General features: G+C 43.8%; 27 protein-coding genes. 17 read left to right on the plus strand and 10 right to left on the minus strand.

Features of this window, described 5'->3' with window-relative positions; all coding sequences use genetic code 11:
• Position 1: 1 nt before the first annotated feature.
• From gyrB to dnaA, 5 genes are all read right to left on the minus strand, one after another.
• On the minus strand, positions 2-1,951 hold the full coding sequence (gene gyrB / locus ECA1_RS03125; protein ID WP_005226359.1) for a DNA topoisomerase (ATP-hydrolyzing) subunit B: 1,950 nt from the start codon (positions 1,949-1,951) through the stop codon (positions 2-4).
• A gap of 5 nt (positions 1,952-1,956) precedes the next feature.
• Positions 1,957-3,069: a DNA replication/repair protein RecF gene (recF, locus tag ECA1_RS03130; protein ID WP_010748471.1), complete on the minus strand. Its 1,113-nt coding sequence runs from the start codon at positions 3,067-3,069 to the stop codon at positions 1,957-1,959.
• Complete coding sequence (gene yaaA / locus ECA1_RS03135) at positions 3,056-3,295, minus strand: S4 domain-containing protein YaaA (RefSeq protein WP_008376781.1); 240 nt, start codon at positions 3,293-3,295, stop codon at positions 3,056-3,058. Before yaaA ends, recF begins: the two co-directional genes overlap by 14 nt.
• Positions 3,296-3,517: 222 nt before the next feature.
• The gene (dnaN, locus tag ECA1_RS03140; protein WP_005226354.1) at positions 3,518-4,648 is read right to left on the minus strand and encodes a DNA polymerase III subunit beta; all 1,131 of its coding nucleotides are present in this window, start codon (positions 4,646-4,648) and stop codon (positions 3,518-3,520) included.
• 159 nt (positions 4,649-4,807) lie between these two features.
• The gene (gene dnaA, locus ECA1_RS03145; protein WP_015508676.1) at positions 4,808-6,145 is read right to left on the minus strand and encodes a chromosomal replication initiator protein DnaA; all 1,338 of its coding nucleotides are present in this window, start codon (positions 6,143-6,145) and stop codon (positions 4,808-4,810) included.
• A gap of 511 nt (positions 6,146-6,656) precedes the next feature.
• Between dnaA and rpmH the strand changes: the two genes are divergently transcribed.
• The 4 genes from rpmH (at position 6,657) to jag (ending at position 8,893) form a co-directional block, all read left to right on the plus strand.
• Positions 6,657-6,791, plus strand: a complete 135-nt coding sequence (gene rpmH / locus ECA1_RS16895; protein ID WP_002356012.1) for a 50S ribosomal protein L34 — start codon at positions 6,657-6,659, stop codon at positions 6,789-6,791.
• Positions 6,792-6,938: 147 nt separating this feature from the next.
• Complete coding sequence (gene rnpA / locus ECA1_RS03150) at positions 6,939-7,274, plus strand: ribonuclease P protein component (protein WP_015510644.1); 336 nt, start codon at positions 6,939-6,941, stop codon at positions 7,272-7,274.
• An 18-nt stretch (positions 7,275-7,292) separates the two neighbouring features.
• Positions 7,293-8,117 (plus strand): YidC/Oxa1 family membrane protein insertase, encoded by an 825-nt coding sequence (locus ECA1_RS03155; protein ID WP_010748469.1) that lies wholly within the window; start codon positions 7,293-7,295, stop codon positions 8,115-8,117.
• Positions 8,118-8,134: 17 nt separating this feature from the next.
• On the plus strand, positions 8,135-8,893 hold the full coding sequence (jag, locus tag ECA1_RS03160) for an RNA-binding cell elongation regulator Jag/EloR (protein WP_005226285.1): 759 nt from the start codon (positions 8,135-8,137) through the stop codon (positions 8,891-8,893).
• Between the two features lie 204 nt (positions 8,894-9,097).
• On the opposite strand, the gene ECA1_RS03165 is transcribed toward jag, so the two are convergent.
• Positions 9,098-9,427, minus strand: coding sequence for a heavy metal-binding domain-containing protein (locus ECA1_RS03165; protein ID WP_005226284.1), 330 nt, complete (start codon positions 9,425-9,427; stop codon positions 9,098-9,100).
• 238 nt (positions 9,428-9,665) lie between these two features.
• On the opposite strand from ECA1_RS03165, the gene mnmE reads away from it, so the two are divergent.
• Positions 9,666-11,063 (plus strand): tRNA uridine-5-carboxymethylaminomethyl(34) synthesis GTPase MnmE, encoded by a 1,398-nt coding sequence (mnmE, locus tag ECA1_RS03170; RefSeq protein WP_034859087.1) that lies wholly within the window; start codon positions 9,666-9,668, stop codon positions 11,061-11,063.
• 33 nt (positions 11,064-11,096) lie between these two features.
• Positions 11,097-12,989: a tRNA uridine-5-carboxymethylaminomethyl(34) synthesis enzyme MnmG gene (gene mnmG, locus ECA1_RS03175; RefSeq protein ID WP_060791703.1), complete on the plus strand. Its 1,893-nt coding sequence runs from the start codon at positions 11,097-11,099 to the stop codon at positions 12,987-12,989.
• Positions 12,990-13,094: 105 nt separating this feature from the next.
• On the opposite strand, the gene ECA1_RS03180 is transcribed toward mnmG, so the two are convergent.
• From ECA1_RS03180 to ECA1_RS03195, 3 genes are all read right to left on the minus strand, one after another.
• Complete coding sequence (locus tag ECA1_RS03180) at positions 13,095-13,613, minus strand: helix-turn-helix domain-containing protein (RefSeq protein ID WP_005226263.1); 519 nt, start codon at positions 13,611-13,613, stop codon at positions 13,095-13,097.
• Positions 13,614-13,629: 16 nt separating this feature from the next.
• Positions 13,630-14,097 carry a DUF5626 family protein gene (locus ECA1_RS03185; RefSeq protein ID WP_060791704.1) on the minus strand — a complete coding sequence of 156 codons (468 nt, stop codon included), beginning with the start codon at positions 14,095-14,097 and terminating at the stop codon, positions 13,630-13,632.
• Between the two features lie 338 nt (positions 14,098-14,435).
• On the minus strand, positions 14,436-14,888 hold the full coding sequence (locus ECA1_RS03195; RefSeq protein ID WP_005226261.1) for a DUF2188 domain-containing protein: 453 nt from the start codon (positions 14,886-14,888) through the stop codon (positions 14,436-14,438).
• Between the two features lie 256 nt (positions 14,889-15,144).
• On the opposite strand from ECA1_RS03195, the gene ECA1_RS03200 reads away from it, so the two are divergent.
• The 11 genes from ECA1_RS03200 to guaB all read left to right on the plus strand — a co-directional run bounded on the left by ECA1_RS03200 (position 15,145) and on the right by guaB (position 24,069).
• On the plus strand, positions 15,145-16,038 hold the full coding sequence (locus tag ECA1_RS03200) for an SDR family oxidoreductase (RefSeq protein WP_005226260.1): 894 nt from the start codon (positions 15,145-15,147) through the stop codon (positions 16,036-16,038).
• A gap of 37 nt (positions 16,039-16,075) precedes the next feature.
• Positions 16,076-16,645, plus strand: a complete 570-nt coding sequence (gene amaP, locus ECA1_RS03205; protein WP_060791706.1) for an alkaline shock response membrane anchor protein AmaP — start codon at positions 16,076-16,078, stop codon at positions 16,643-16,645.
• 7 nt (positions 16,646-16,652) lie between these two features.
• Positions 16,653-16,844 (plus strand): DUF2273 domain-containing protein, encoded by a 192-nt coding sequence (locus ECA1_RS03210; protein ID WP_005226258.1) that lies wholly within the window; start codon positions 16,653-16,655, stop codon positions 16,842-16,844.
• A 25-nt stretch (positions 16,845-16,869) separates the two neighbouring features.
• Positions 16,870-17,640, plus strand: a complete 771-nt coding sequence (locus ECA1_RS03215) for an Asp23/Gls24 family envelope stress response protein (protein WP_010748461.1) — start codon at positions 16,870-16,872, stop codon at positions 17,638-17,640.
• A gap of 297 nt (positions 17,641-17,937) precedes the next feature.
• Entirely contained in the window at positions 17,938-18,654 is a 717-nt protein-coding gene (rsmG, locus tag ECA1_RS03220) for a 16S rRNA (guanine(527)-N(7))-methyltransferase RsmG (RefSeq protein WP_005226256.1), read from the plus strand.
• Between the two features lie 11 nt (positions 18,655-18,665).
• Positions 18,666-19,430, plus strand: coding sequence for a ParA family protein (locus tag ECA1_RS03225; RefSeq protein ID WP_005226255.1), 765 nt, complete (start codon positions 18,666-18,668; stop codon positions 19,428-19,430).
• Positions 19,420-20,310 (plus strand): ParB/RepB/Spo0J family partition protein, encoded by an 891-nt coding sequence (locus ECA1_RS03230; RefSeq protein ID WP_060791707.1) that lies wholly within the window; start codon positions 19,420-19,422, stop codon positions 20,308-20,310. Before ECA1_RS03225 ends, ECA1_RS03230 begins: the two co-directional genes overlap by 11 nt.
• A 10-nt stretch (positions 20,311-20,320) precedes the next feature.
• Positions 20,321-20,509, plus strand: a complete 189-nt coding sequence (locus ECA1_RS03235; protein WP_005226253.1) for a DUF951 domain-containing protein — start codon at positions 20,321-20,323, stop codon at positions 20,507-20,509.
• Between the two features lie 8 nt (positions 20,510-20,517).
• Positions 20,518-21,618, plus strand: a complete 1,101-nt coding sequence (ychF, locus tag ECA1_RS03240) for a redox-regulated ATPase YchF (protein WP_060791708.1) — start codon at positions 20,518-20,520, stop codon at positions 21,616-21,618.
• A 71-nt stretch (positions 21,619-21,689) separates the two neighbouring features.
• Entirely contained in the window at positions 21,690-22,382 is a 693-nt protein-coding gene (locus ECA1_RS03245; protein WP_005226251.1) for a DUF1129 domain-containing protein, read from the plus strand.
• Positions 22,383-22,584: 202 nt separating this feature from the next.
• On the plus strand, positions 22,585-24,069 hold the full coding sequence (guaB, locus tag ECA1_RS03250) for an IMP dehydrogenase (RefSeq protein WP_060791709.1): 1,485 nt from the start codon (positions 22,585-22,587) through the stop codon (positions 24,067-24,069).
• 157 nt (positions 24,070-24,226) lie between these two features.
• On the opposite strand, the gene ECA1_RS03255 is transcribed toward guaB, so the two are convergent.
• A complete protein-coding gene (locus ECA1_RS03255) occupies positions 24,227-26,932 on the minus strand; it encodes an ABC transporter permease (protein ID WP_060791710.1) in 2,706 nt (901 codons plus the stop codon).
• Position 26,933: the final 1 nt, after the last annotated feature.

Genomic DNA, 26,933 nt, shown 5'->3' on the forward strand with positions numbered 1-26,933 from the left:
GCTAGATGTCAAGATTTTTCACGTAGTGCGCGTTTTCTTCGATAAAGGCCCGTCTTGGTTCGACGCGATCCCCCATCAGCATTTCAAAAATTTGATCGGCTTCTATGGCATCATCTACGCTGACCCGCAGCATCATCCGGTTTTCAGGGTCCATCGTGGTTTCCCATAACTGGTGGTCATCCATTTCCCCTAGACCTTTGTAGCGTTGAACCGTTGGTTTTGGTGTCGCAGGCAGTGATTCAATCGTATTTTTCAAATCTTGTTCGGCATTCTTGCCGGGTTGGATATAGTGGATATTTTTCCCTTGTTTGACACCGTACAATGGCGGTTGTGCGATATAGACATAACCAGCTTCAACGATTGGACGCATATAACGATAGAACAGCGTCAAAAGTAGGGTCCGGATATGGGCACCATCGACATCGGCATCGGTCATGATAACTAGCTTGTGGTAACGGGCTTTTGCTACATCAAAATCAGCACCAAACCCAGTTCCCATTGCCGTAAACAATGAACGGATCTCTTCGTTTGCTAAGATTTTGTCCATGCTGGCTTTTTCGACATTTAAAATTTTCCCACGGATCGGTAAGATCGCTTGGAATTCGCGACTGCGGCCTTGTTTTGCTGAACCGCCGGCAGAATCTCCTTCGACGATAAACAATTCGCATTTTTCTGGATCATTACTGGAACAGTCGGCTAATTTCCCAGGTAAGTTACTGATTTCTAACGCACCTTTTCGGCGAGTCATTTCTCGGGCACGTTTGGCTGCTTGACGGGCTTTTGATGCCAAAAGTCCTTTTTCTACGACTTGACGACCCACATTCGGGTTTTCCATCAAGAATTTCGTGAAATGTTCGGAAAAGAGACGATCAGTGACTGTCCGCACTTCCGAATTTCCTAATTTGGTTTTCGTTTGTCCCTCAAACTGAGGATCTGGATGCTTGATAGAGATAACTGCCGTCAATCCTTCCCGAACATCTTCTCCGGTTAGGTTTTCGTCGTTTTCTTTCATCAATTTTGACTTGCGGGCGTAATCATTGATCACCCGTGTCAAGGCAGTCTTAAACCCGAATTCATGGGTTCCGCCTTCATAGGTATGGATGTTGTTGGCAAAACTCAACAGATTGCTGTGGTAGCTATCGGTATATTGCATGGAAACTTCAACCGTGATTCCTTGTTGTTCTCCTTCTAAGTAGATCGGATCTGGGAAAATCACTGTCTTACTTGCATTCAAATGCTCCACATAGCTCTTGATCCCACCGTCGTAATGATATTCTTTCAAGACGGGTTTTTCTTCCCGTTTGTCTTCGATCGAGATTTTTAAGCCACGGTTCAAGAAGGCTAATTCCCGAACCCGTGTCGCTAATTTATCAAAATTGAATACGGTTGTTTCCGTAAAGATCTCTGGATCTGGAACAAAGTGGACGGTCGTTCCGTGGCGGTCGGTTTCATCGATCACTTTCAAGTCATCAACGACTGCCCCACGATGGTATTCTTGATAATACACTTTGCCTTCTTTATAGACTTTTACGTCTAAAGTCGTGGATAACGCATTAACGACGGAGGAACCTACTCCGTGCAGTCCACCAGATACTTTGTAGCCGCCACCGCCGAATTTCCCGCCGGCATGCAGGATCGTAAAGACGGTTTCTACCGCTGGACGGCCTGTTTTGGCTTGGATATCAACGGGGATCCCCCGACCGTCATCGACGACCGTAATACTATTATCTGGTTCAATGATCACTTGAATACTTGAGGCAAAGCCTGCTAGTGCTTCATCGATCGAGTTATCGACGATTTCCCATACTAAGTGGTGCAAACCTTCTGAACTGGTAGAACCAATGTACATCCCAGGTCGTTTGCGGACGGCTTCTAGTCCTTCCAGCACTTGGATCTGACTGGCATCATAGGCTTTCGCACGTTCAACTAAGCTTTTTTCTTCTTCTGTCATTCAGTCTATTCTCCTTTAATATGTCCTTGCTCTACATAAAAAATCTCTGCTTCCACAGACATTTTGTCTTTCACATGTTCTAATGTCGTCGTTGTCAGAAAGGTCTGAACTTTTCCTTCAATGGTCTCCAATAAATGCAGTTGTCGGGAATCATCCAGCTCACTCATAACGTCATCTAATAAAAGGACGGGATATTCCCCCGTTTCTTCTTTCATCAAATCGATTTCTGCCAATTTAACACTTAAGGCGGTCGTTCGCTGCTGGCCTTGCGAACCAAAGGTCTGAACATTTTTCTCATTGATCAAAAAATCCAGATCGTCTCGATGGGGACCTGCCAACGTGACTTGCCGAAATCGTTCACGGTCTTTGACTAGTGCCAAGGCTTTGACAAATTGCTGTTGGATCTCCTCCAGCGTACTCGCCTCACCGGGCACATTCGATAAGTAGTCGATCTGCAAGGTTTCTTTTCCTTGGCTGATCTTTTGGTGCAGCTGATTTGCCCAATACGCCAAGCGCTGAACAAACCGTTGTCTGGCTAAAATGATTTTACTGCCGAAAGCCACCAGCTGTTCCGTTAAAACATCTAAATAGATCTCATCGGTCTGTTTTTTTTCATTCAGCTGTTTTAAGTATTGATTGCGCTGTTTCAAAACGGATTGGTATTGAACGAGATCATAGAGATAGATTGGATCGATCTGCCCTATTTCCATATCGAGAAATTTGCGGCGGACTTGGGGACTTCCTTTTACAAGGGAGAGGTCTTCTGGAGCAAATAAAATGACATTCAACTGCCCTATGTAACTACTGAGCTTTTTTTGCTCAATGTGGTTTACTTTCGTTTTTCGTCCTTTTTTTGATAAAAACAGTTCTAACGGGATCGTTGAGCGTCCCCGACTGACACTTCCAGAGATCCGCGCCCCTTCTGTGTCCCAGCGGATAAGCTCTTGCTCGCTGGAGGTGCGGTGGCTTTTGGTCATCGCCAATACATAGATGCTTTCTAAAATATTGGTTTTTCCTTGCGCGTTTTCGCCTAAAAAAATGACCAGACCTTTCTCAAAAGTCAGTGTCAGCGAATCATAGTTCCGATAATTGCTTAAATGCAACTCATTCAGCCGCATCGGCGTCTTCCTTCTTCACCATAAAAAAAGTACCTTCATCAGGTAGCTCAACACGCATTCCCGCATACAATTTGCGCCCTCGTCGATTTTCTGGCTCGCCGTCGACAAAAACGGTGTGCTCTGCAAGGTACCATTTCGCTTGGCCGCCGCTGCTGATCACACTGACTTCTTTGAGCATTTGTCCAAGTGTCATGTATTCCGTTTCTAACGGTATTTGCATTTTCATAATTCCCCTCAATTCTATCAAAGAGCGTTTAGCTCTATTATACTCTTTTTTTGCCAAGAAAACAAATTCATCGGCATAATTTTCATTCTCAGAAGACTTACTGCTTTTAGACAAAAAAGAAGCCAAAATAGAAAAAAGGGCTTAAAAACGATTTTAAGCCCTTTTAACTCATTTATTCATTTTCAGATGATTGTTTCAACTTTTTTCAAAAGACATGAAAAACTAGTTGGTTCGCACCGGTGTGATCAGCTGGATAAAGCTGCCTTTGCTCTCTGTTGGCTCCAATGTAAAGGGACGGATCGCTGAGATAAAGCGGATCACGATGCTCGTGTCACCAAAGGCTCGGAGTGCTGCTTTCATATAGTCAGGATTGAAAGAGATCTCTAATGGGTCGCCGGTCACTTTTTCAAAAGAAAGATCTTCTTCGACTTTCCCGATTTCTGGTGAGTTTCCATATAAGACAACGGCTTCTTCGGAGATCGCCAAACGAACGATGTTGTTACGGCCTTCATGAGAAAGCAATGACGCCCGTTCGATGGCTTGTAACAATTCTGGGACAGAAAATTCAATCTCAGTATTGAAGCTTGAAGGAATCAGACGGTTGGTATCTGGGTAAGTTCCTTCCAATAAACGAGAATAGAATTTCATGGTTTTCGTTTGGAACAACACTTGGTTATCCATAATGCTGATTTGGATCGCTTCTTCTTCATCTGTTAAGGAACGAGAAAGTTCCGTTAAGCTTTTGCCAGGAATCACGATGTTGAAGGCTGTTTCTCCGCTTTCCAATGGAATCACCCGTTGGCTCAAACGGTGTGAGTCCGTCGCAACAGCTAATAATTTTTGATTTTCTAAGACAAAGTGAACCCCAGTCAAGATCGGACGGCTTTCGTGTTGCGAAACCGCAAAGACTGTTTCACTAACAACCTTATTCAATACGTGCGCTGGAATCTCGATCGAATCTTGACTTTCGACAACTGGTAAATGTGGATAACTATCGGCATCCAAGCCGTTGACGGTAAAGTTGGCTTTTCCAGAAGTGATCGCTACTTGATTATTGTCTAATACTTCTAAGGTTAAGGTACTTTCAGGCAAACGACGAACGATTTCACTGAAGAAACGTGCTTGTAAAACGATCGCTCCTGTTTTTTCGATTTGCATTTGCGCTTTTTCGTTTTCCACACTTAAAAAAGTTTCAATGGAAATATCGGCGTTGCTCCCAGTCATGGTCAATCCTTTTTCGGAAAGGGATAATTTTACTCCAGTTAAGATCGGGATGGTGGTTTTGGTTGAAATCGCCCGTTGGACAGTTTGTAATTCTTGCATGAACTCTGTTCGGTTTAAAGTTAGCTTCATAGCGATACTCCTTTAATTTATAGTTATTAAATAAAAGTAATAGTAGTAATAGGCTTGTTAGTAATGTGGATAACTCGAGAAAAGAGTGATCAGACTAACGAAAATGCCTGTGAATAACTTGTGGACAACTTTTTTGGTTCTTCTTTTCTTATCCACAGATCAGCTGAAGAGGATTTGTTTGATTTCAGCGATCTCATTTTTGATCGTGGGATCTGTTTCGACTAAATGCTGAATTTTTTCATGGGCATGAATGACCGTTGTATGGTCTTTGCCGCCAAATTCGCCGCCGATTTTTGGTAAAGAACTATCGGTCAGTTCTCGAGAGAGATACATCGCGATCTGCCGTGGGACCACGATGCCTTTGACCCGTTTTTTCCCTTTTAAATCATTGACATGAATGTGATAGTATTTTGCGACTTCTTCTTGGATTTGCAAAATCGAAACTTGGGTCGAGCCATGGCTTGATTTCAAGGCTTTGATGGCTTCAGCTGCCAAGCTCGTTGTAATGTCTGAGTTTTGCATCGTAGCAAAAGCTTGCACCCGCACGAGTGCTCCTTCAAGTTCTCGGATATTCGAATCGATCTGCCCAGCGATATAACTTAAGGTATCGTCGGGGATCTCCAAGCGTTCGGCTTCGGCTTTTTTCCGCAAAATCGCAGTCCGCGTCTCTAGATCCGGCGGGGTGATATCAACGGATAAGCCCCAAGCAAAACGGGAAACCAAACGTTCCGGCAAAGTCGGGATCTCATTTGGCAAACGATCACTTGTCAGGACGATCTGTTTATTATTGCGATACAGTTCTTCGAAGGTATTAAAGAATTCTTCTTGGGTTCCTTCTTTATTGACTAAGAATTGAATATCATCCACCAGCAAAAGATCAACATTGCGGTATTCGTTTCGAAAATCTTCCATTTTGTTCTTTTGAATAGAAGTAATGAAATCATTGGTGAAATTTTCACTACTAACATACTTGATTTTGGCATTGGGACGTTTCAGCAACATTTGATGACCGATCGCGTGCATCAAGTGGGTTTTCCCTAAACCAACGCCACCATAGAAGAACAGCGGATTATAAATAGACCCAGGATCTTCTGCAACAACTAAAGCAGCAGCGTGGGCCATCTGATTGCCTTTCCCGATGACAAAGGTATCAAATGTGTATTTTTCATTTAAGATCGATTTCGGCGGCCGCTCGTTTTCTTCTGCAGCTGTTTGAATAGTAGAAGGGGCTGTTTTTAAAGCTTCTGCTTCTTCGACAGTCACAAAACTAGGAATCAATTCTTCACCAGTTTTCATAAATCCCATTTCAACAATTTTGGCAGCTAGATTTTTTTCCCAATAAGATTTATGAAGATCGCTGGGTACTTCGATCAGCAGCTGATTTTTTTCAAACGACAAGACATTGGCAGTCTCGATCCAAGCACTATAACTGGCCGGATTCAGCTCTTCTTTAAAGGAACGTTGAAGATCTTGCCAAATAGAATCAGCAGATGGCATAAATTGTCCTCCTATAACTAAGAATAGATATAACTAAAATAGCACGGATTGAAAAAGTTTTCCACAGATTACGATAAAAAAGGTTAGAAAAAAATACTTTTCCACAAAACGGGATAAAAGAAGAATGGAAATGCACATGTTCGAAATCCGACTATCCACAGGTAGAAAAGGAATGTGCATAACTGTAAAACAATCTCCTTTATCCACAGATCGATGTGAAGATCACACCTTGATAACACTAGGTTTCGGGGTAGTTATCAACAGCTGAAAAAGTGATTGTGGAAAACTTTTCTACAGGCTGTTTGTTTGTGGAAAAAGCCAAAATAACTCTGGGGAAAAAGTTATCCACAAAAATTGGCTATAAACAGCAAACCCACACAAATCAAAGGGATTGTGGATAAAGAATGCCTGATTTTGAGCAAACTTCTTATTGACAAACTAGTACTTGACTCGTTATACTATCAAAGTATGTCTGTGCGCATAAGCATTATCCTGATGGAGGTGGAAATAAATGAAAAGAACGTATCAACCAAATAAACGTAAACGTCAAAAAGTTCACGGATTCCGTAAACGTATGAGTACAAAAAATGGACGTCGTGTTTTAGCTAGCCGTCGTCGTAAAGGCAGAAAGGTTATTTCTGCGTAAGCCACTGAATGCCAGTGGTTTTTTTTTATGCCGTTTTTGCGGAATATAGTGTCTGACTTTTGGCAAATATGGTATTATTGACAGGTGAGTGGTTACGGATTCAATCCGTTTCGCGAAGCTTAATTGAAAGAAGTGAAGGAACCGAAGATGAGAAAATCCTATCGAGTAAAAACAGAGCAAGATTTTCAAAAAGTTTTTCAGGCAGGAAATTCTTTTGCAAATCGGAAGTTCGTGGTGTATGTCTTACCTAAAGAGCAATCACATTTTCGAGTTGGTTTATCTGTAGGGAAAAAAGTCGGTAATGCAGTGAAGCGAAATGAGATCAAGCGCAAGATCCGTGCAAGTTTAACGGAAATGAAGCCGCGAATCGAACCAGCGGTCGATTTCATCGTGATCGCCCGTCCAAGTATCGCCACTTGTTCCTCAAAGGAAATCTACTCGAATTTAGAGCATGTCTTAAAACTTGCCAAAATTATTCATTAATGGAAAGGAATTAGTTACGTGAAAAAAGGGAAACGCGTCTTACTATTTTTGGGAGTTCTCTCATTAGTAGTTGTCTTATCTGCCTGCGGTGCAACAGGTGAAGTAAATGCACAAAGTACTGGTCTATGGGACCGTTACATCGTTTATTATTTTGCAGAGGCGATCAAAGCCCTCTCCTTCGGCAATGCCGGGATCGGGATCATCCTCTTTACATTGATCATTCGGGTCATTTTGATGCCGTTGATGCACTTTCAAACCAAAAGCATGCGCAAAACGCAAGAATTACAACCGAAGTTAAAAGCGCTGCAACAGCAATATGCGTCAAAAGATACAGAAACACAAAGCAAGTTAAAAGAAGAAACACAACGTTTGTATGCGGAAAACAATGTCAATCCTTATGCCGGCTGTCTGCCATTATTGGTACAAATGCCGATTTTGATGGCCTTGTGGCAATCGATCTCACGGGTTCCTGCTCTGCAAGAAGGAAAATTCTTATGGCTGCAGCTGGGTGATCGTGACCCATACTTCATCTTGCCGATTTTAGCGGCGCTCTTTACTTTTGCAAGTACTTACTTATCAAGTATGAGCCAAGTGGAATCAAATGCGAGTCTGAAAATCATGAATTTCGCTATGCCGATGATGATCTTACTGATGGGGATCAACATTGCCAGCGGTCTTTCCTTGTACTGGGTCGTTTCCAATGCATTCCAAGTTGTGCAAACAATGATCTTAAATAACCCATTCAAGATTCGCCAAGAAAGAGAAGAAGCTGCCCGCAAAGAACGCGAGCGTGAACGTGCGCTGAAAAAAGCAATGAGTCCTAAAAAGAAACGGAAAAAATAAGAGGAGGTTGCACTGCAATGCCGATTTATGAAAATCTGACAGTAGATGAAGCAATTCAAGAGGGATTGCAAGTCCTTGGTATCACCAAAGATCAAGCAGTAATCGAAGTCCTGGATGAAGGAAAAAAAGGCTTCTTGGGTCTAGGAAAAAAACAAGCACGGGTCTCCATTGAAAAACGAATCGTTGAAGAACCGGCACCCGTTGAAGAAGTACCAGCAAAACCGCTGGTAGAACCAGATCCTGTGACGACAGAGGATGCAAGCAGTGTGATGGAAGCAGCAGCGAGCGAACCTGTTTTGCTGACGGATCTTTCAGATGAGGAAGCGCTGGCTCAGCTGGGACTCTATCTGACAAATATTTCAAAAGCATTGAATGCACCCGCCTTAGTAAAAACCGCTCGTCAAGACGGCGTGGTCGTCTTTCATTTAGAAACGCAAAAACAAGGCATTTTGATTGGGAAGCACGGCAAAACCTTGAATGCACTGCAATATTTGGCGCAAGTGTATATTCACCGCATCGCGAAAAACAAATTGTCGATTGTAGTGAATGTCGGAGATTACCGTGAAAAACGTCAAGCGATCTTAGAACGTTTGGCTAGCCGTACTGCTGAAAAAGTCAAACGAACAGGCCGCCCAGTCTTTTTAGAACCGATGCCGGCGTTTGAAAGAAAGCAGATCCATTCAGTTTTGAGTAAAGATGCGTATGTTCAAACTCATTCTGAAGGGGATGAACCGTATCGCTACTTAGTAGTGGAACCTGCGGACAAACGAATTTAATGAAAAAAGGGAAAGGCGGTCTGACAAGCCTTTCCCTTTTTTGATGGGAAAAAGCGATTGACAACAAATTTAAAACCAAGTATCCTTGACTAGAAATCATTCTTATCAAAGTCAACATACGTTACGTAGGTCAGCCTTTGGTATCAAAAAAGAGTCCGTATGCCGCGGACTCTTTTTTGTATTTTTCTTTGATGATAGAGGCAATTAGCCGCCGATGGTTGATTGAGTAAATTGAACCACTGTACCATAGGCAAAGATCTCAAGGTAGGTTTTGTCGCCTTCGACGATGCGGTCATGTTCGAAATGACAGTTGATCACTGCATTCGCTCCGTAGCTGTGGGCGGTTTCTTTTAAGCGATAGGTCACATCTGCCAACAGGTCGTTCAAATTCACAGATGTATCAAATAGATCTACTTCGATTTTGTCTGCCGCAAAGACGATATCCCGCACGACGTAAGGCCGATTCACGTTTCCTGTCGATAAAATGATTTCTTTAATGCGAGCAGCGCTGTTTGATGATTTGATGGTTTCCATAATAGATCCCTCTTTTCTTATTCTTTGCTTTTATTTTAAAGGTTTTTGCGGACAGATGCAAAATTTAAAAGTTTTTGAAGGAAGCTTGCGACTCACGCAAAAATGTGCTAATCTATTTCCAGAATTTAATTGACAAGCAGTCAAAGTGCTAAGTCTACTCGTTTTTATTGATTTTCAATCAATTTGACGGGTGGAGTGGGCACTTTTTTTATGTGAAAAAATAGGAGGAGCAAGCAACATGGCGAATATAACGCAAGAATTTGATACGATTGCCGCGATTTCCACCCCGCCAGGCGAAGGGGCCATCAGTATTGTGCGATTAAGCGGGGAAGAAGCGATCGCAATTGCGGATCGGATTTTTCAAGCAGGCACTAAAACCCTCGCCCAAGTCCCTAGTCATACGATCCATTATGGTCATATCGTGGACCCAGAAGAAAACCGTTTGATGGATGAAGTGATGCTATCAGTGATGAAAAAGCCGCGGACCTTTACCCGAGAAGATGTCGTCGAGATCAACTGCCACGGCGGGATTGTTGTCGTCAATCAACTCTTGCAGCTGGTTTTGCGACAAGGCGCACGGTTGGCTGAGCCGGGAGAATTCACCAAGCGGGCCTTTTTAAACGGACGGGTTGACCTTTCTCAAGCCGAGGCGGTGATGGACTTGATTCGTGCCAAGACCGATAAGGCGATGAATCTCGCTGTCAATCAGCTGGATGGCAATCTTTCCCACTTGATTCGGACTTTACGCCAAGAGATTTTAGAGACGCTGGCACAAGTTGAAGTGAATATCGATTACCCTGAATACGATGATGTGGAAGAATTGACGACCCGCTTATTGTTAGAAAAAGCCACGATGGTCAAAGGGCAGATCCAAGCCTTATTAGCGACTGCCCAACAAGGAAAAATTTTGCGAGAAGGTTTGAGTACTGCGATCATCGGTCGGCCGAATGTCGGTAAATCCAGCTTATTGAACCATTTATTAAGGGAAGAAAAAGCCATCGTGACAGACATTGCTGGTACGACTCGAGATGTCATTGAAGAGTATGTCAATGTTCGCGGGGTACCGTTGAAACTGATCGATACGGCTGGTATCCGCGAAACAGAAGATGTCGTTGAGAAAATCGGGGTCGAACGCAGCCGCAAAGCATTGGCAGAAGCGGAGTTGATTTTGCTGGTTCTCAACCAAAGCGAAGGATTGACCCAGGAAGACAAACAATTGCTGGAGCTGACTGCTGGCAGCCGTCGGATCATCTTATTGAATAAGACCGACCTTGAGCCAAAATTAGCACCCGCTGAGCTAGCACAGTACGCAGCAGATGAACCGATTTTTTCTGTCTCTGTGTTGACCAACGAAGGCTTAGACCAACTGGAACAAGCCATTGCCGATCTATTCTTTGGGGGCAAGACCACCGATAAGGATGCTTCCTATCTTTCTAATACTCGCCACATTGCCTTATTAGAAAATGCCGTTCAGTCGTTGTCTGAGGTCATCCAAGGGATCGAAGCAGGAATGCCTGTCGACTTGGTTCAAATCGATATGACACGCTGCTGGGACTATCTAGGAGAAGTTGTCGGCGACAGTGTTCAAGATGAGTTGATCACCCAATTGTTCAGTCAGTTTTGTTTAGGAAAATAAAGAATGCGCCACTGGCGTAAAAAGGAGAACACCATGCAAGAATATCAAGCAGAAAGTTATGACGTGATCGTTGTTGGTGCCGGCCATGCCGGATCAGAAGCTGCCTTGGCAGCCAGCCGAATGGGGGCAAAAACCCTCTTGCTGACCATCAACTTAGACATGGTCGCATTCATGCCTTGTAATCCCTCCGTCGGCGGACCAGCAAAAGGCGTCGTGGTGCGCGAAATCGATGCTTTAGGCGGAGAAATGGGCAAAAATATCGACAAAACCTACATCCAAATGCGGATGCTCAATACAGGAAAAGGTCCCGCTGTGCGGGCCTTGCGGGCGCAAGCCGATAAACATGCCTATGCGGCTGAAATGAAACGAACGATCGAAAAAGAAGCCAATCTGACACTGCGCCAAGGAATCGTTGAAAAGCTGATCGTTGAAGAAGGCGAATGCCGTGGCGTCGTGACCTCTACAGGCGCTCGTTACCAAGCCCAATCTGTAGTGATCACTGCGGGAACAGCGTTGCGAGGAGAGATCATCATTGGAGAGTTGAAGTATTCTTCTGGACCAAACAACTCCCAGCCATCGATTGGACTAGCCGATCATTTGAAAGAGCTTGGCCTAGAGATCGCTCGTTTTAAAACGGGTACACCACCGCGGGTGAAATCCAGCACCATCAACTATGAGGTAACGGAGATCCAGCCTGGCGATGAACAACCGAATCACTTTAGTTACAGCACACCCGATGAAGCCTACAATCAAAACCAAGAACCTTGCTGGTTGACCTATACGAACGAAGGGACGCACCAAATCATCAACCAGAATTTACACCGGGCGCCGATGTTTACAGGGATCGTTGAAGGAGTAGGTGCCCGTTATTGCCCATCTATCGAAGACAAAATCGTGCGTTTTGCAGACAAATCTCGTCACCAACTGTTCTTGGAACCAGAAGGGTTGAACACCGAAGAAGTGTATGTTCAAGGGCTTTCTACTTCTATGCCAGAAGATGTCCAAGTTCAAATGCTGCATTCCATCGCAGGTTTAGAAAAAGCGGAAATGATGCGGACGGGCTACGCCATTGAATATGATGTCGTGGTGCCTCATCAATTGCGTCCAACATTAGAAACCAAAGTCATCGAAAACCTCTTTACGGCAGGACAAACCAACGGAACCAGCGGCTATGAAGAAGCGGCCGGTCAAGGCTTGATCGCAGGCATCAATGCTGCTTTGAAAGTTCAAGGCAAAGAACCCTTCATTATGAAACGCAGCGACGGTTATATCGGTGTGATGATCGATGATTTGGTGACCAAAGGAACCAATGAACCTTACCGCTTATTGACCTCTCGTGCCGAATACCGCTTATTGCTGCGTCATGATAATGCGGATCTGCGTTTGACCGAAGTGGGACATCAAATCGGGCTCGTCCCAGAAGCACAATACGAAGCGTATGTAGCGAAAAAAGAAGCTGTTGAAGCAGAAATTAAACGTTTATCCAAGATCCGCATCAAACCAACGCCAGAAGTACAAGCGTATTTGACTGCTAAAGGGACGGCTACCTTGAAAGATGGCGTTTTAGCAAATGAATTCTTGCGTCGGCCTGAAGTGACGTATGCCGAAATGCTACAATTTATCGAAGCCAATGAAGCATTGAAGCCAAAAGAGATCGAACAAGTCGAGATCCAAATCAAATACGAAGGCTATATCAAAAAAGCTCTCGAAAAAGTGGAGAAACTCAAACGGATGGAAGCCAAACGCATTCCTGAAAACATCGACTATGCCGCTATCAATGGCTTGGCAACAGAAGCCAAACAAAAACTGCAAAAAATCCAACCCGAAACCATCGCCCAAGCGAGCCGTATCAGCGGAGTAAACCCAGCTGATATCAGTATTTTGATGGTGTATATCGAGCAAGGGAAGATTGCCAAGGTTAACTAAAGACGGTTAATATTCTTTGAAAAACCAATTTATAAATGGTAAATAGAGTGTCAAAAGCCCGCTGCGAAAACAATTCGCAGCGGGCTTTTTGTCTTAATAATAAAGTTATTCCACTTTTTCAATCGTAGTGGTTCCCCAATTCATGATGTTGCTGAGATGGACATAGCCATCGTACAAATTCAAGAAAATCGAGAAGGCACAGACGATATAGATCAATACATAAAAATTATTGGCTTTTTTGTTACGCCATAAAACAAAGCCATCTAAGATCAGTCCTAAAGGAAAAAGAAAGGAGCCGATTCCAGCTAACAGTAGCAAGAGCAGACTTTCATCTTTATCTGCTGCCATCGTTCTTTGGAGTAACGACAATTTTTCTTTCTTGTCGTTGATTTCTTGATTGTTGGTTTCGATCCGCTCTTTTAAGGCTTCGTTCTCACGTAAAAGCTCATCGATCGAGACTTGGTAGAGATCGCTCAACAAAATCAAATTCTCAATATCTGGATAGCCGCGCCCATTTTCCCATTTTGAAATCGACTGGCGTGAAATCTGTAATTTTTCTGCGACTGCTGTTTGCGACAATCCGGAAGACTCGCGACAGCTTTTTAATTGTTCTGCTAAAGCCAATGTATGCTCCTATCTGCTATTTAACAACTAGCTTCCCATTTGAGATCGTGGTTACGACACTCCCATTGGTAGTGATTATACCTGCTTTTTGCTTAAACGTACAGGTGGCTTTGGTGGACGTGTGAGTTAATGAACTAGAAGTGATACTTCCTCTGTGAGCAACTAAACTTAAATTCGAAGTGCCTGTAAATTGATTGCGGCTATTGACCGTTACATTATAACTAGCGGTCCAATTACCTGCGGATGTTTTTGACACACGATACGTTCCCGCTGCCAGATTTGCTCGGAATGACGGCAATTTTTCAATGGTCAAAATCACCTCGTTGCCTTCTTCATCTACCGTGATCAGCTGCTTATAGGGACTATCTGATGCTAAGTCATAAACGAGTTCAGGTTCTTCCACTGTCTGGGCGGCAGCTGGGAGAGCAAAGAGGAAACAAAGAAAAATAAACGGCACAAAAAATAATTTTTTCACAAACACCACTCCTTGTACTTTTAATAATTCAAGTATACAAGGTTTATTTAGTTAAAGAAAGCACAAGCTAGTTTACAGAGGTAACGGATGGTTCACAACTGTTGCTAGATCAGCATTTCATAGGTTATTTTTTAGGATGTCGAGAAATTTTAAAAGTGATGGTTCATTCAAAAGGTCTTCGTTTTTTAGGTTTCTGACAACGAACTGCTGCTTTTTAAAAGAAACGGTTGCTTTAGTTTTAATCAAACCTAGCTGTGAAAGGAAACAAAAAAGCGAAAGAGTAGGCAACGTTTCGCGCAGCTCAAACGACAAAGGTAAGACCTCCTTCCGCTTTTTTGCAGCCAATTTTATTCTCTCAAATCAATATCCTTTTGATGGTCGCCGTCTTTCTTATAAACGTTCACCACGGATTCTTTGTTTTCGGCGATTTCTTTGGCACGGGCGATGGCATCTGCTTTCTTGTCGAAATGATCACTGGCACGTTTCGCCCCTTTGGAACGGACTTGCCATTGGTCGTCTTCATACACAACTTCTACATCCGCATCCATTAATTTTTCCGCATTCTTATTGGTTTGATGGGTATCGTCTTTTTGCGGATTTTTTTCTTTCTGAAAAGCTTTCTTCTCCTCTTCATCTGCATTGTCATACCATTTTTCTGCTTGACTCGTGGCGATCGGGATTGCCCGATCATCCGAATAGCCATCGGCTAGCAGGGCATTGGCGATATCGATCGCTTTTTTACGAACTAAGGGGTCTAGATTCTTCATTGACGCAGGATAATCACGGACATTCCAAGGCATTCTTTGTTTCCTCCTTTTTCTTGATCCAAGGTCATTTTCTTAGGGGTTCCCTTTTACAGGTACTACCAGTTACTACTTATTAGTTTACCCCCTTCTATAAAAAAGGGAAATTATTTGATTTCTGGTCAAAAATGGGGGCACTTTCTTTTTTCATTTTCTAATAAACGATGATTTATTTTTGTTAACAAAGCGTTATATTTCCCAAAAAAAAATGAATGGTTTAGAATTTTATTATAGAGAAAAGGAGGACGTAAGAATGAGTGAACCTATTTTGACTGATCCACGGGAACTTTATCACACGGGTAAATACAGCAAACAGGAACAAGATACGCCTGCTTTACAAGAAGAAATGCGACCAAAACCTGATTGTGGTGAAGAATCTTATGAGGGAAGTCAGCAGTTAGAAAACCGGCGTGTACTGATCACCGGTGGGGATTCTGGGATCGGACGTGCAGCAGCGATTGCCTTCGCCCGTGAAGGAGCAGACATTGCCCTACACTTTTTCCCAGGAGAAGAAGAAGATGCCGAAGAAGTTGCAGGGTACATCAAAGAAGCTGGGCGCAAAGTGATTTTGCTCCCCTATGACCTGCGAGACGAAGCGGCACCACAAGAGATCGTTGACAAAGCGGTGGCAGCATTAGGTGGGTTAGATACATTAGTATTGAACGCAGCACAGCAAATCACGCGGCCATCGATTGCAGAATTACCGATTGAACAAGTGAAAGATACCTTTATGGTAAACATTATCTCCATGTTTGCATTAGTCAAAGCTGCTGAGCCGCACTTACCGGCTGGGGGAGCGATCGTGACAACGACTTCTGTCCAAGCCTTTAGTCCAAGTGCCCATTTAATGGATTATGCGGCAACCAAATCGGCGATCGCCAGTTTTACAGTCAGCTTGGCGAAACAATTTGCTGAAAAAGGAATTCGCGTCAATGGGGTAGCCCCAGGACCGATCTGGACACCATTACAGTTAGATCATGGCCAACCGCAAGACCAGCTGCCTGAATTTGGTCAGCAAGCGTTACTTGAGCGGGCAGGACAACCAGCTGAGCTGGCACCTGTCTATGTCTTTTTAGCTTCGAATAAAGCTAGCTATGTGACAGCACAGATTTATGGTGTTACCGGCGGAGAAGCCATCAACTTGTAAGCTTATCAAAAATTGGAGAAAAAGGAGGAGGTGTCCTATGAGTAAAGGGTGGAAAATCGTATCAATCATCGTTTCGTTGATCTTTATCACTGTCTTATTACCAATCGTATTAATGAGTAATCCTTATATGGAGCTGCCATTTGGTTTGGACAGCAGAGGCAATGTCGTCACGTATTTCTTTGACAACTTGTTTATGCGTCAATATATGTTTTGGGTAGCTGTTGTCTTGATCGCCTTATTCTTGATCGTGATCTTAGTCGTGCTTTTTTATCCAAAAACCAAAACGACCTTTGTTTTGAAAGAGGATAAGGGCGCATTGACGATCGATAAGAAAGCAATCGAAGGACTTGTACGTACGAAAGTAAATGAAAAAGAATTTGTTGAAGGACCAAAAGTTCATGTCAAGGCGACCAAAAATCGAATTTTGATTAAAATCAAAGGACGCTTGAAACGGACGTCTGCCTTAGTCGGCAAAACCGAAAACTTAATGGCGGAAATCCAACAAGATGTCCAACGAGTGCTTGGTTCAAGTGAGAAAGTCAAAGTCGAAGTCAACTACGCGAATTTTGAACAAAATGAGACTCCGGAAAACCCGCGAGTAGAATAGGAGGGCTATGATGAACGAACTACAACAATACAAAATCCCATTGATTTTTGGAGCAATCGGCCTTGTTCTGGCTGTGTTGTTTGTAACGATCGGTTTTTTCAAAACATTGCTGATTCTACTCCTAACAGGTTTGGGTTTTGCGTTAGGATTGTATCTCCAACGTACCGGTATCATCGACGAATTTTTTAACCAACAATAACGCATTTTAATAGGAGGAATTTTTAATGAATAACGATAAAAACGAATTAAACAATGATAAAAAAGTCAGCGCACATCCAGATCCAGTGGTTCCTAACACCAATCATCAAGCAAATGAAAATGCGATTCCGATGACTGAAGCACCAGATCCAGTGGTACCAAATGCTGAAAAAGCAGTAGCAGGACAACAAAACGGACCAAAACCAGGGGATCATCCAGCACCAGGAAATCCAAATCCAGCAGGACATCATCCAGCACCGCCAAAACCTGGCCACAACGATTTTGAAGGACCAACTGGCGACGCACCTGTTCATGGTTCATTGACCTATGATGACAAAGTGATCCAAAAAATCATCGGGATCGCATTAGAACACGTGGATGGTCTGTTGACGGTCGATGGTGGTTTCTTCTCTAACATTGCGGAAAAATTAGTCAATACAGACAATGTGACTGCGGGTATCAATACCGAAGTAGGGAAAAAACAAGTAGCCGTTGATTTAGATATCGTGGTTGAATACGACCGCAACATCCCAGAAATCGCTGACCAAGTCAAAGAAGTCATCCAAAAAGAAGTAACGACAATGACCCAATTAGAAGTTATCGAAGTCAACATCAATGTTGTAGATGTAAAAACGATCGCTGAATACGAAGAGGAACAAGAAACGGTTCAAGACAAAGTATCGTCAGCTGCATCTAAAACCGGCGACTTTGCTTCACGTCAAACCAACAAAGCCAAACATGCGGCTTCCCGCGCGTCTGATCGTATCGAAGAATACAACGAGCCCCGGGTGAAATAAAAAAGTTTCATATGAAACAAAAACAAGCATTGATCCTGTGATCAATGCTTGTTTCTTTGAGAAAAAAGCTGATCAGGAGGGTTGGCAGCCTCGCTGGTCAAGGAAAAATGAAAAAAGTTTTTTGGATTGAAATGAGTATAATTCTTCCGCCTTAAACCAACCTTAAAGCCCCAGTTAAAAAATGGTAAATTCTCCTAGAAAGCAATGTCTGGCTATTGCATCACATTGCTTTTTGCGTTAAAGTAGGAACTAGTCTGTGAAACATTTTTCTGTTTCACAAAATAGAAAGGATTCGTTATGCTACCTGAAGAATTTCATGAAGAATTACGCAAAAACGGGATCGTTTTAACCGAAGAACAAATGGAAAAATTCGCTGTCTATTTCGAGCGTTTAGTCGAATGGAATCAGAAGATGAATCTAACCGCAATCACGGAAAAATCAGAAGTGTATTTGAAGCATTTCTACGATTCTGTTTCCTTAGCTTTTGAAACCGCCTTTGACCCGCAAAGTCATTTGTGTGATGTCGGTTCAGGTGCTGGCTTTCCAAGTATTCCACTAAAAATCGTGTTTCCTGAATTAGAAGTGACGATCGTCGACTCTTTAAATAAGCGCATCACCTTTTTACAAACCCTTGTGACGGATCTACAATTGGAAAATGTCCACTTGTACCATGACCGTGCAGAAACATTTGGTCAAAACCCGCAATTTCGTGGGCAATTCGATTATGTGACTGCTCGTGCGGTTGCCCGTTTGAATGTGTTAACGGAACTCTGTGTGCCATTGGTGAAAAAAGCAGGCTATTTTTATGCGCTCAAAGCTGCCAAAAGCGAGGAAGAACTGGTTGAAGCCAAACCAGCCATCTCACTCTTAGGCGGCAAATTTATTGAAGAAAAAAGCTTTACCTTACCGGTCAGCGGCGATGAACGCCATCTTTTGATCATTCAAAAGAAAAAAGAAACGCCAAAGAAATACCCCCGCAAACCGGGAATGCCAGCGAAACAACCAATCAAATAGGAGGAAAATCAATGGCCCGTATTATTTCTGTTGCAAACCAAAAAGGCGGCGTAGGCAAAACCACCACAACGGTGAACCTAGGTGCGTCCTTAGCATTTGTCGGCAAAAAAGTGTTACTCGTAGATATTGATGCCCAAGGCAACGCCACAAGCGGTGTCGGCATTCGCAAACCAGATGTGGAACAAGACATCTATGATGTATTAGTCAATGAAACACCGATCGTTGAAGCGATTTTACCTAGCAGCCGAGAAAACTTGGATATCGTTCCAGCGACGATCCAATTAGCTGGTGCGGAAATTGAATTGACCTCCATGATGGCACGGGAATCTCGATTGAAATCAGCTTTGAATGAAATCAAAGAACAATACGATTATATCTTTATCGATTGCCCGCCATCTTTAGGTCATTTGACGATCAATGCCTTTACCGCCAGTGATTCGATTTTGATCCCAGTCCAATGTGAGTACTATGCATTAGAAGGGCTGAGCCAACTATTGAATACCGTGCGTTTAGTACAAAAACATTTTAACCCTGAGTTAGAGATCGAAGGGGTCTTACTGACGATGTATGATGCCCGTACGAACTTAGGCGCGGAAGTCGTGGAAGAAGTCCGCCGCTATTTCCAAGAAAAAGTATATGAAACCATTATTCCGCGGAATATCCGGTTGTCTGAAGCACCTAGTCATGGATTGTCGATCATTGATTATGATCCACGCTCAAAAGGAGCCGAAGTCTATCAGACGTTAGCAAAGGAAGTGTTAGCCCGTGAAGAATAAAGGGAAAGGATTAGGGCGTGGGATCGATGCGTTGTTTCAAGACCTGCAAGGGTTAGAAGAAGTCGATATCAAGGCAGAAAAAGTCGTTGAACTGCCTTTAAACGAATTAAGACCCAACCCTTATCAACCGCGAAAAACCTTTGATGAGCTTTCATTACAAGAACTAGCCAATTCGATCCAGCATTCGGGGGTCTTTCAACCGATCATCGTGCGGCAATCATCCGTCAAAGGCTATGAGATCATTGCTGGTGAACGCCGGTTTCGAGCGTCCAAACTAGCTGGCAAGGAAACGATCCCAGCCATCATCCGCAATTTTGATGAAGAAGCGATGATGCAAGTCGCCGTTTTAGAAAACTTGCAGCGGGAAGATTTAAATCCTTTAGAAGAAGCAGAAGCCTATGACATGCTGATGAAGAACTTGAAATTGACCCAAGCACAAGTCGCTGAACGTTTAGGGAAAAGCCGCCCGTATATCGCCAATTATTTGCGGTTACTGTCCTTGCCGAAACTCGTCAAAGAAATGGTTCAAGATGACCGTTTGTCTATGGGACAAGCCCGGACATTATTAGGTTTGAAAAATAAAGAACAGATCTTAAAATTAGCCAATCGTTGTGTCAAAGAAAATCTGACAGTCCGCCAATTAGAACAAATGGTCGCTGAGATGAACGACACGAAGAACGAAAAGAAAAAAGTGCCGCGTCTGATTCGGGAAAAACCGTACTATTTACGAGAAAGCGAAGAACGGTTGATGGATAAATTCGGCACGAATGTCGAGATCCGCGAAAAAGAAGGCAAAGGCAAAATCGAGATCGAATACCTGTCACAAAAAGATTTAACCCGTATTTTAGATTTATTGAACATTCAATTTGATGAAGCTTGAGGTGATAAAGATGTATGATCTTGGGGATATTGTCGAAATGAAAAAACCGCATGCCTGCAAAGCCAATCGTTGGGAAATCATCCGCATGGGGGCAGACATCAAAATAAAGTGTACGAATTGCGGCCACATCGTCATGATGACGCGCCGAGAATTTGATAAAAAGATGAAGAAAATCCTAGAAAAAAAAGAGAAAGAGTGAAGTGAAGCATGGCGTTAACTGCCGGAATCGTTGGATTGCCAAATGTGGGCAAATCTACTTTATTTAATGCAATAACCAAAGCAGGAGCAGAAGCCGCAAACTACCCGTTTGCGACGATCGATCCGAATGTAGGAATGGTGGAAGTGCCAGATTGGCGCTTACAGCGTTTAACAGAATTAGTCCGTCCGAAAAAGACGGTCCCAACCACCTTTGAATTTACGGATATTGCCGGAATCGTCCGCGGTGCCAGCAAAGGGGAAGGATTAGGGAACCAATTTTTGAGCCATATCCGCCAAGTGGATGCGATCTGTCATGTCGTTCGTTGTTTCGACGACGACAACATCACCCACGTGGAAGGCCGCGTGGACCCATTAGCTGATATCGACACCATCAACTTGGAGTTGGTTTTAGCGGATTTAGAATCCGTCAACAAGCGCTATACTCGGGTCGCAAAAATTGCCAAAACCAAAGACAAAGATGCGGTTGCGGAATTGGCCGTTCTTGATAAAATCAAACCGGTCCTAGAAGAAGGGATCTCAGCTCGTTCGATCGAATTTACAGATGAAGAACAGCGCATCGTCAAAAGTTTGTTTTTACTAACGACCAAACCAGTTTTATACGTTGCCAACGTAGCAGAAGAAGACGTGGCAGACTATGAAACCAATGACTATGTCAACAAAGTGAAGGAATTTGCAGCGAGCGAAAATGCGGAAGTGATCGTCATCAGTGCTCGTGCCGAAGAAGAGATCGCTGAGCTGGAAGAAGAAGACAAAGCAGAGTTTTTAGAAGCATTAGGAATTGAAGAATCAGGGTTGGATCAATTGATTCGTGCTGCCTATGATTTACTGAGTCTAGCAACGTACTTTACCGCTGGTGAACAAGAAGTGCGTGCGTGGACGTTCCGTAAAGGCATAAAAGCACCGCAAGCAGCGGGGATCATCCATACGGACTTTGAGCGCGGCTTTATTCGTGCGGAAACTGTTTCCTTTGAAGATCTGAACCAATACGGCACGATGCAAGCGGCCAAAGAAGCCGGTCGGGTACGTTTGGAAGGAAAAGATTATGTCGTGCAAGATGGCGACGTGATGTTGTTCCGTTTTAACGTATAAAGGGCTTTCTTCCCAGTGAATTTGTGGTAAAATGTCCATTGTGAAGAAAACGCAGAAGGGAGAATCAATTCATGGAACCAGAAACTCTGCGAAATTATGTTTCCGAAAATCGTGAATTAGAACAACAATTAACAAAACGAAACCAACAATATATATTTGATTTAAAAAAATCGCTAGAGGCAGCCAACCTTTCTGAAGAAGAAAAAACGATTGCCTTGCATGAGATGCTGCCGGTCTTAGTCAAAGAACAAAAAGGCGGCAAAACAGCCCGCCAATTATTTGGTACAGTGTCTGAACGCACCGAAGCCATCATCAACAAACCCGTTGAGCAAAAAGAATCCGGCCCCTTCTTGATGTGGTTGGATAACACCTTGCTGATTTTAGGGATCTTTGGCTTGATGTTAGGGGTCATGGGGATCTTTACTAGAGGTCAAGCACAACCTTATGGCTTATTGACCCTCTTCTTGATGGCGATGCTTGCTGGTTGGGTCTTCTACTTGATGTACAAATACATGTATCAATATGAACGCCCAGGTGCCGATAAGAGCAAACGGCCGAAGATGTGGAAGATCATTTTGATTTTAGTCGCAGCCTTCATGCTATGGATCGTTGTGATCTCGCTTTCTGCGATGATCCAACCACCATTGAATCCACAAGTGGATCCTGTGATCGAAGCCTTGATCGGGGCAGTGGCATTAGCCGCGAAGTACTACTTGAAACGCAAATACAATATCATCAGCAGTCTGTCTGTTCCTAGAGGCTGATGGCTACACGTTGATCGTGCGCCTTCTTTTGTTAAAAAAGACCGTACGATCAGCGTGTTTTTTTAGAAAAAATGGCGAATTATGAGATTTGACCAAAGGTTTGAAGAGGATTATTAAGAAAGCTTTCCGAATGGTTGACTTATGAAAAAATCTTTGCTATTTTTTTTAAAATACCTAAAAACTTTAAGGAGTGGTTACAAAAATGTCCAACTGGGAAACCAAATTTGTAAAAAAAGGGTTAACGTTTGATGATGTCTTATTGATTCCGGCAGAAAGTCACGTCTTGCCAAATGACGTGGATATGAAAGTGCAGCTTGCCCCGAATATTACACTAAATATTCCAATCATAAGTGCCAGTATGGATACCGTAACTGATAGTAAAATGGCGATCTCAATGGCGCGTCAAGGCGGACTTGGCGTGATTCACAAAAACATGAGTATCGCAGCGCAAGCAGATGAAGTGCGCAAAGTAAAACGTTCGGAAAGCGGCGTGATCATCGATCCGTTTTTCTTAACACCAAGCCACTTAGTTGCTGATGCAGAACATTTGATGAGCAAGTACCGCATCAGCGGGGTACCGATCGTAGAAACGATGGAAAACCGCAAATTAGTCGGTATCATCACGAACCGCGACATGCGTTTTGTCACGGATTATATGATGCCGATCAATGATGTGATGACCAAAGACCAATTGATCACAGCACCTGTCGGTACGTCTTTGAAAGACGCTGAAAAAATCTTACAACAACACAAGATCGAAAAATTACCGATCGTTGATGAAGCAGGGATCTTAAGCGGTTTGATCACTATCAAAGATATTGAAAAAGTGATCGAATTCCCGAATGCAGCCAAAGACACGCATGGACGCCTATTAGTGGCAGCAGCAGTCGGCGTTACCAGCGATACCTTTGAGCGAGCACAAGCATTATTGGATGCAGGCGTGGACGCGATCGTTATTGATACTGCCCACGGACACAGTGCGGGTGTTTTACGCAAAATCTCTGAAATTCGCGCGCATTTCCCAGAAGCGACATTGATTGCTGGAAATGTTGCCACTGCAGAAGGCACGAAAGCATTGTATGATGCTGGTGTCGATGTCGTAAAAGTTGGGATCGGTCCAGGTTCGATCTGTACTACTCGGGTGGTAGCCGGTGTCGGAGTTCCTCAATTGACCGCGATCTATGATGCAGCCTCTGTGGCACGTCAATACGGCAAAGCAATCATTGCCGATGGTGGGATCAAATACTCTGGGGATATCGTCAAAGCTTTAGCAGCTGGCGGACATGCCGTAATGCTAGGTAGCATGTTGGCAGGAACCGATGAATCACCAGGTGAATTTGAAATCTATCAAGGCCGTCGCTTCAAAACCTACCGCGGAATGGGTTCATTGGGGGCAATGGAAAAAGGCTCCAGCGACCGTTACTTCCAAGGTGGCGTAAACGAAGCCAACAAATTGGTTCCAGAAGGCATTGAAGGGCGTGTCGCTTATAAAGGCAGCGTTTCTGATATCATCTTCCAAATGATCGGCGGGTTGAAATCAGGGATGGGTTATGTCGGTGCTGGCAATCTACAGCAATTACGTGATGAAGCACAATTCATCCAAATGAGCGGCAACGGACTAAAAGAATCACATCCCCACGATGTTCAAATCACGAAAGAAGCACCAAACTACTCTGTAAAATCATAAAATGTTTCACGTGAAAACCAACGCCCCCTCTGTTCAAAAATGGACAGAGGGGATTATTTGTTCAAAAAAGGACGTCACTCTCAGCTATCTAGGCAAGAGTGGCGTCCTTTTCTTTAAAATCGCTGCTGGATGATCAGCAAATCGCTTTAGCAGCAGCTTATTCGTTTGATTTCAACGCATCGATCATGTTGACATGAGTCAGTTTCACATGGGTGACGTACATCACGATGATCGTAAAGAGAATCGTCATGCCGCCGGCTAAAGCATAGGCCGGCCAATTGATCACTAATGGAAAGACCATGTTTTCCATCGAAGCTTGGATCAAAATAAAGTCAGTCAAGAAGTAACCTACTACGTAGCCTGCGAGAATCCCAAATAACGTAAAGACGATATTTTCCCGTACGATGTACATGGTGACTTCTTTATTGTAAAACCCTAATACTTTAATAGTAGAAAGCTCGCGAATCCGCTCGGAAACATTGATGTTGGTCAAGTTATACAAGACGACAAAGGCTAATGCCCCTGATAGTACAACTAAGATCAAGACAATGGAGTTCAAGTTGCCCATCGAATCATCCTGCATTTTGATCTGAGTGGAAAGGAACGTCGTGTTTTTGACTTTGTCGGTATCTAACAAGGCTGTTGATAAAGCTTCCTCTTGTTTTTTCGTCATCGTCTTGCTTTTGACTAAGAACGCATTCGGTTCGAAGGCACTGTCGGTGATTTCTTCGTAAAGAGTCGGTGACAGATATAGAGAATTGCCTAAATAGTTTTCTGCGATGCCGCTGATAGGTACTTCAAAAGCTTCTTGATCGCTAGTATAGAAGGTCAATGTATCCCCAACCTGCAGATCATACAATTCTGCGTATTTCATAGTCAGTACGGCGCCTTCTGTTAATGGCAGCTTCTGCCCTTCCGTCGTTTTCAAATGGACATAGTCGGTAAAAGCTTCTTGATCTGCCGGAACCATCAAGGTCAAACTTTGTTTTCCTTGGTTAGCTGGTCGAATCTCGATCGTTTCATTGTAGACTAGCATCGAATGGGTCACAAGAGGATCGTCTGTTAAAACCGTTTCAGCGGCAGCAACGGTTTCTTCCTTCGCATCATTTAAGGTCACGACGGCTTGATAATCCGTAATGGGCCCAAATTGTTTCGCAGTCACAGCACTTAAGGAATCTTTCAACCCAACGCCTGCCACCATCAGTCCCGTACAGCCGGCGATGCCAATGATTGCCATGATCATTCGCGATTTGTAGCGGAAGATGTTACGGAAGCTGACTTTTTGATTGAAGCTTAAACGTGACCATAAGGGCGTAATGGCCTCTAATAAAATCCGTTTCCCAGGTTTTGGCGCCCGAACTTGCAGTAGCTGGGCAGGTTTTTCCCGCAATTCTTTGATCAAAACAAAGAGGCAAGCACCGAGCGTCGCCAGTAAAAAGGCGATCGCGGCCAAAATAATTGGCGACCAGACATAATAGACGCGAATCCCGTCTAAAAGATACCGTTCGCTGGATAGAAAATAAATCAAACGCGGCAACAGTTCCGTCCCTAATACGGCACCACTGATAATGCCAATGGCCGAAGACAGGAGGGCATAAATCAAATATTTAAGGGAGATCTCGACTTTGCCATAGCCCATCGCTTTTAAGGTACCGATCTCTTTGCGGTTTTCTTCTACCATCCGCGTCAGTGTCGTAAAGGTGATCAACGCAGCGATAAAGAAGAAGAAGACAGGAAACACATTGGCGATCGCTGCGATGCGATCAGACAGCCCGCCATACTCTTGGAAACCGGGGTTGTCTTTGCGTTGGTTGTAAAGATACGTAGGTTCTGCCAAGTCTTCGATCTCTGTACGTTTTTCTGCCAGTGTTTGTTGGGCATCGGTTAGTTCTTGTTGCTGTTCCTCTAATTGGGTTTGCTGCTGTGTCAACTCTTCTTCCCCAGCGGTCAATTGGCCTTCGAGGGCTGCTTGTTGTACGGGCGGCAGCTGTGCCAAGGCGGCTTGCTGTTGTTCTAGTTCCGCTTTGGCCTGATCCAGTTGGGCTTGTCCATCAGCTAACTGTTTTTGTCCATCGCGGACTTCTTTTTCTGCAGGCGCTAATTCATCAAAAGCATCTTGCTGAATTTCTGCTAAGCGTTCTTTAGGGCGATCCGCAAACAGTTCCTCAATCGTTTCTTGATGGGCTGCCATCTTGTCGGTATACGCATCGGAGTATGTTTCAAGGCCTGCGACATCATCAAAGGCGAGATAAAGGATCGATTTGACCTCCATCTTGAACTGTTCTTCCGGTACATAAGCAAAATACGTCACGACACCGCTGCCGACATTCGCATAGCCACGTTCGGCAGCACTGATATAAATGGGAGAGGTGGCGAACCCAACGATCGTATAGTCTTTGTCCGACAGATTATCGGCATCATCGATCGTAAAAGTATCCCCTATTTGCCAGCCATAATTTTTTGCTTCGGTGTCCAGCACGATTTCATCGGCTTTTTCTGGCAGTCGGCCGTCCTTCACCAGTAGCTGGTTGAGTTCCTGTGAGGGATCATAAGAGGTCACTTGCACGACTTCATCTGAATTGGCAGCGTAATAAAATTGATAGGCGGCTTCTGTGTGAGCACCGCTTTTTTCCGCCGCATCAATGTCGTCCTCCGTCAATCCCAGCGTGGAAGTGACTTGCAGATCTGCTAAATGCTGACCGTTGACATATTCACTCGCGGAATGGTTCAGGATCGGTCCCGTCGCTTTGACACCGACAAAGAGAAACGTTCCTAAAAAAATGATCAAGGTGATTGCGATAAAGCGACCTTTTGATTGGCGAATCTCCCGCAAACTTGCTTTAAGATAAGTTTTATTTTTCATC

Origin of the sequence: Enterococcus casseliflavus NBRC 100478 (assembly GCF_001544095.1) — a bacterium.
GTDB lineage: Bacteria > Bacillota > Bacilli > Lactobacillales > Enterococcaceae > Enterococcus_D > Enterococcus_D casseliflavus.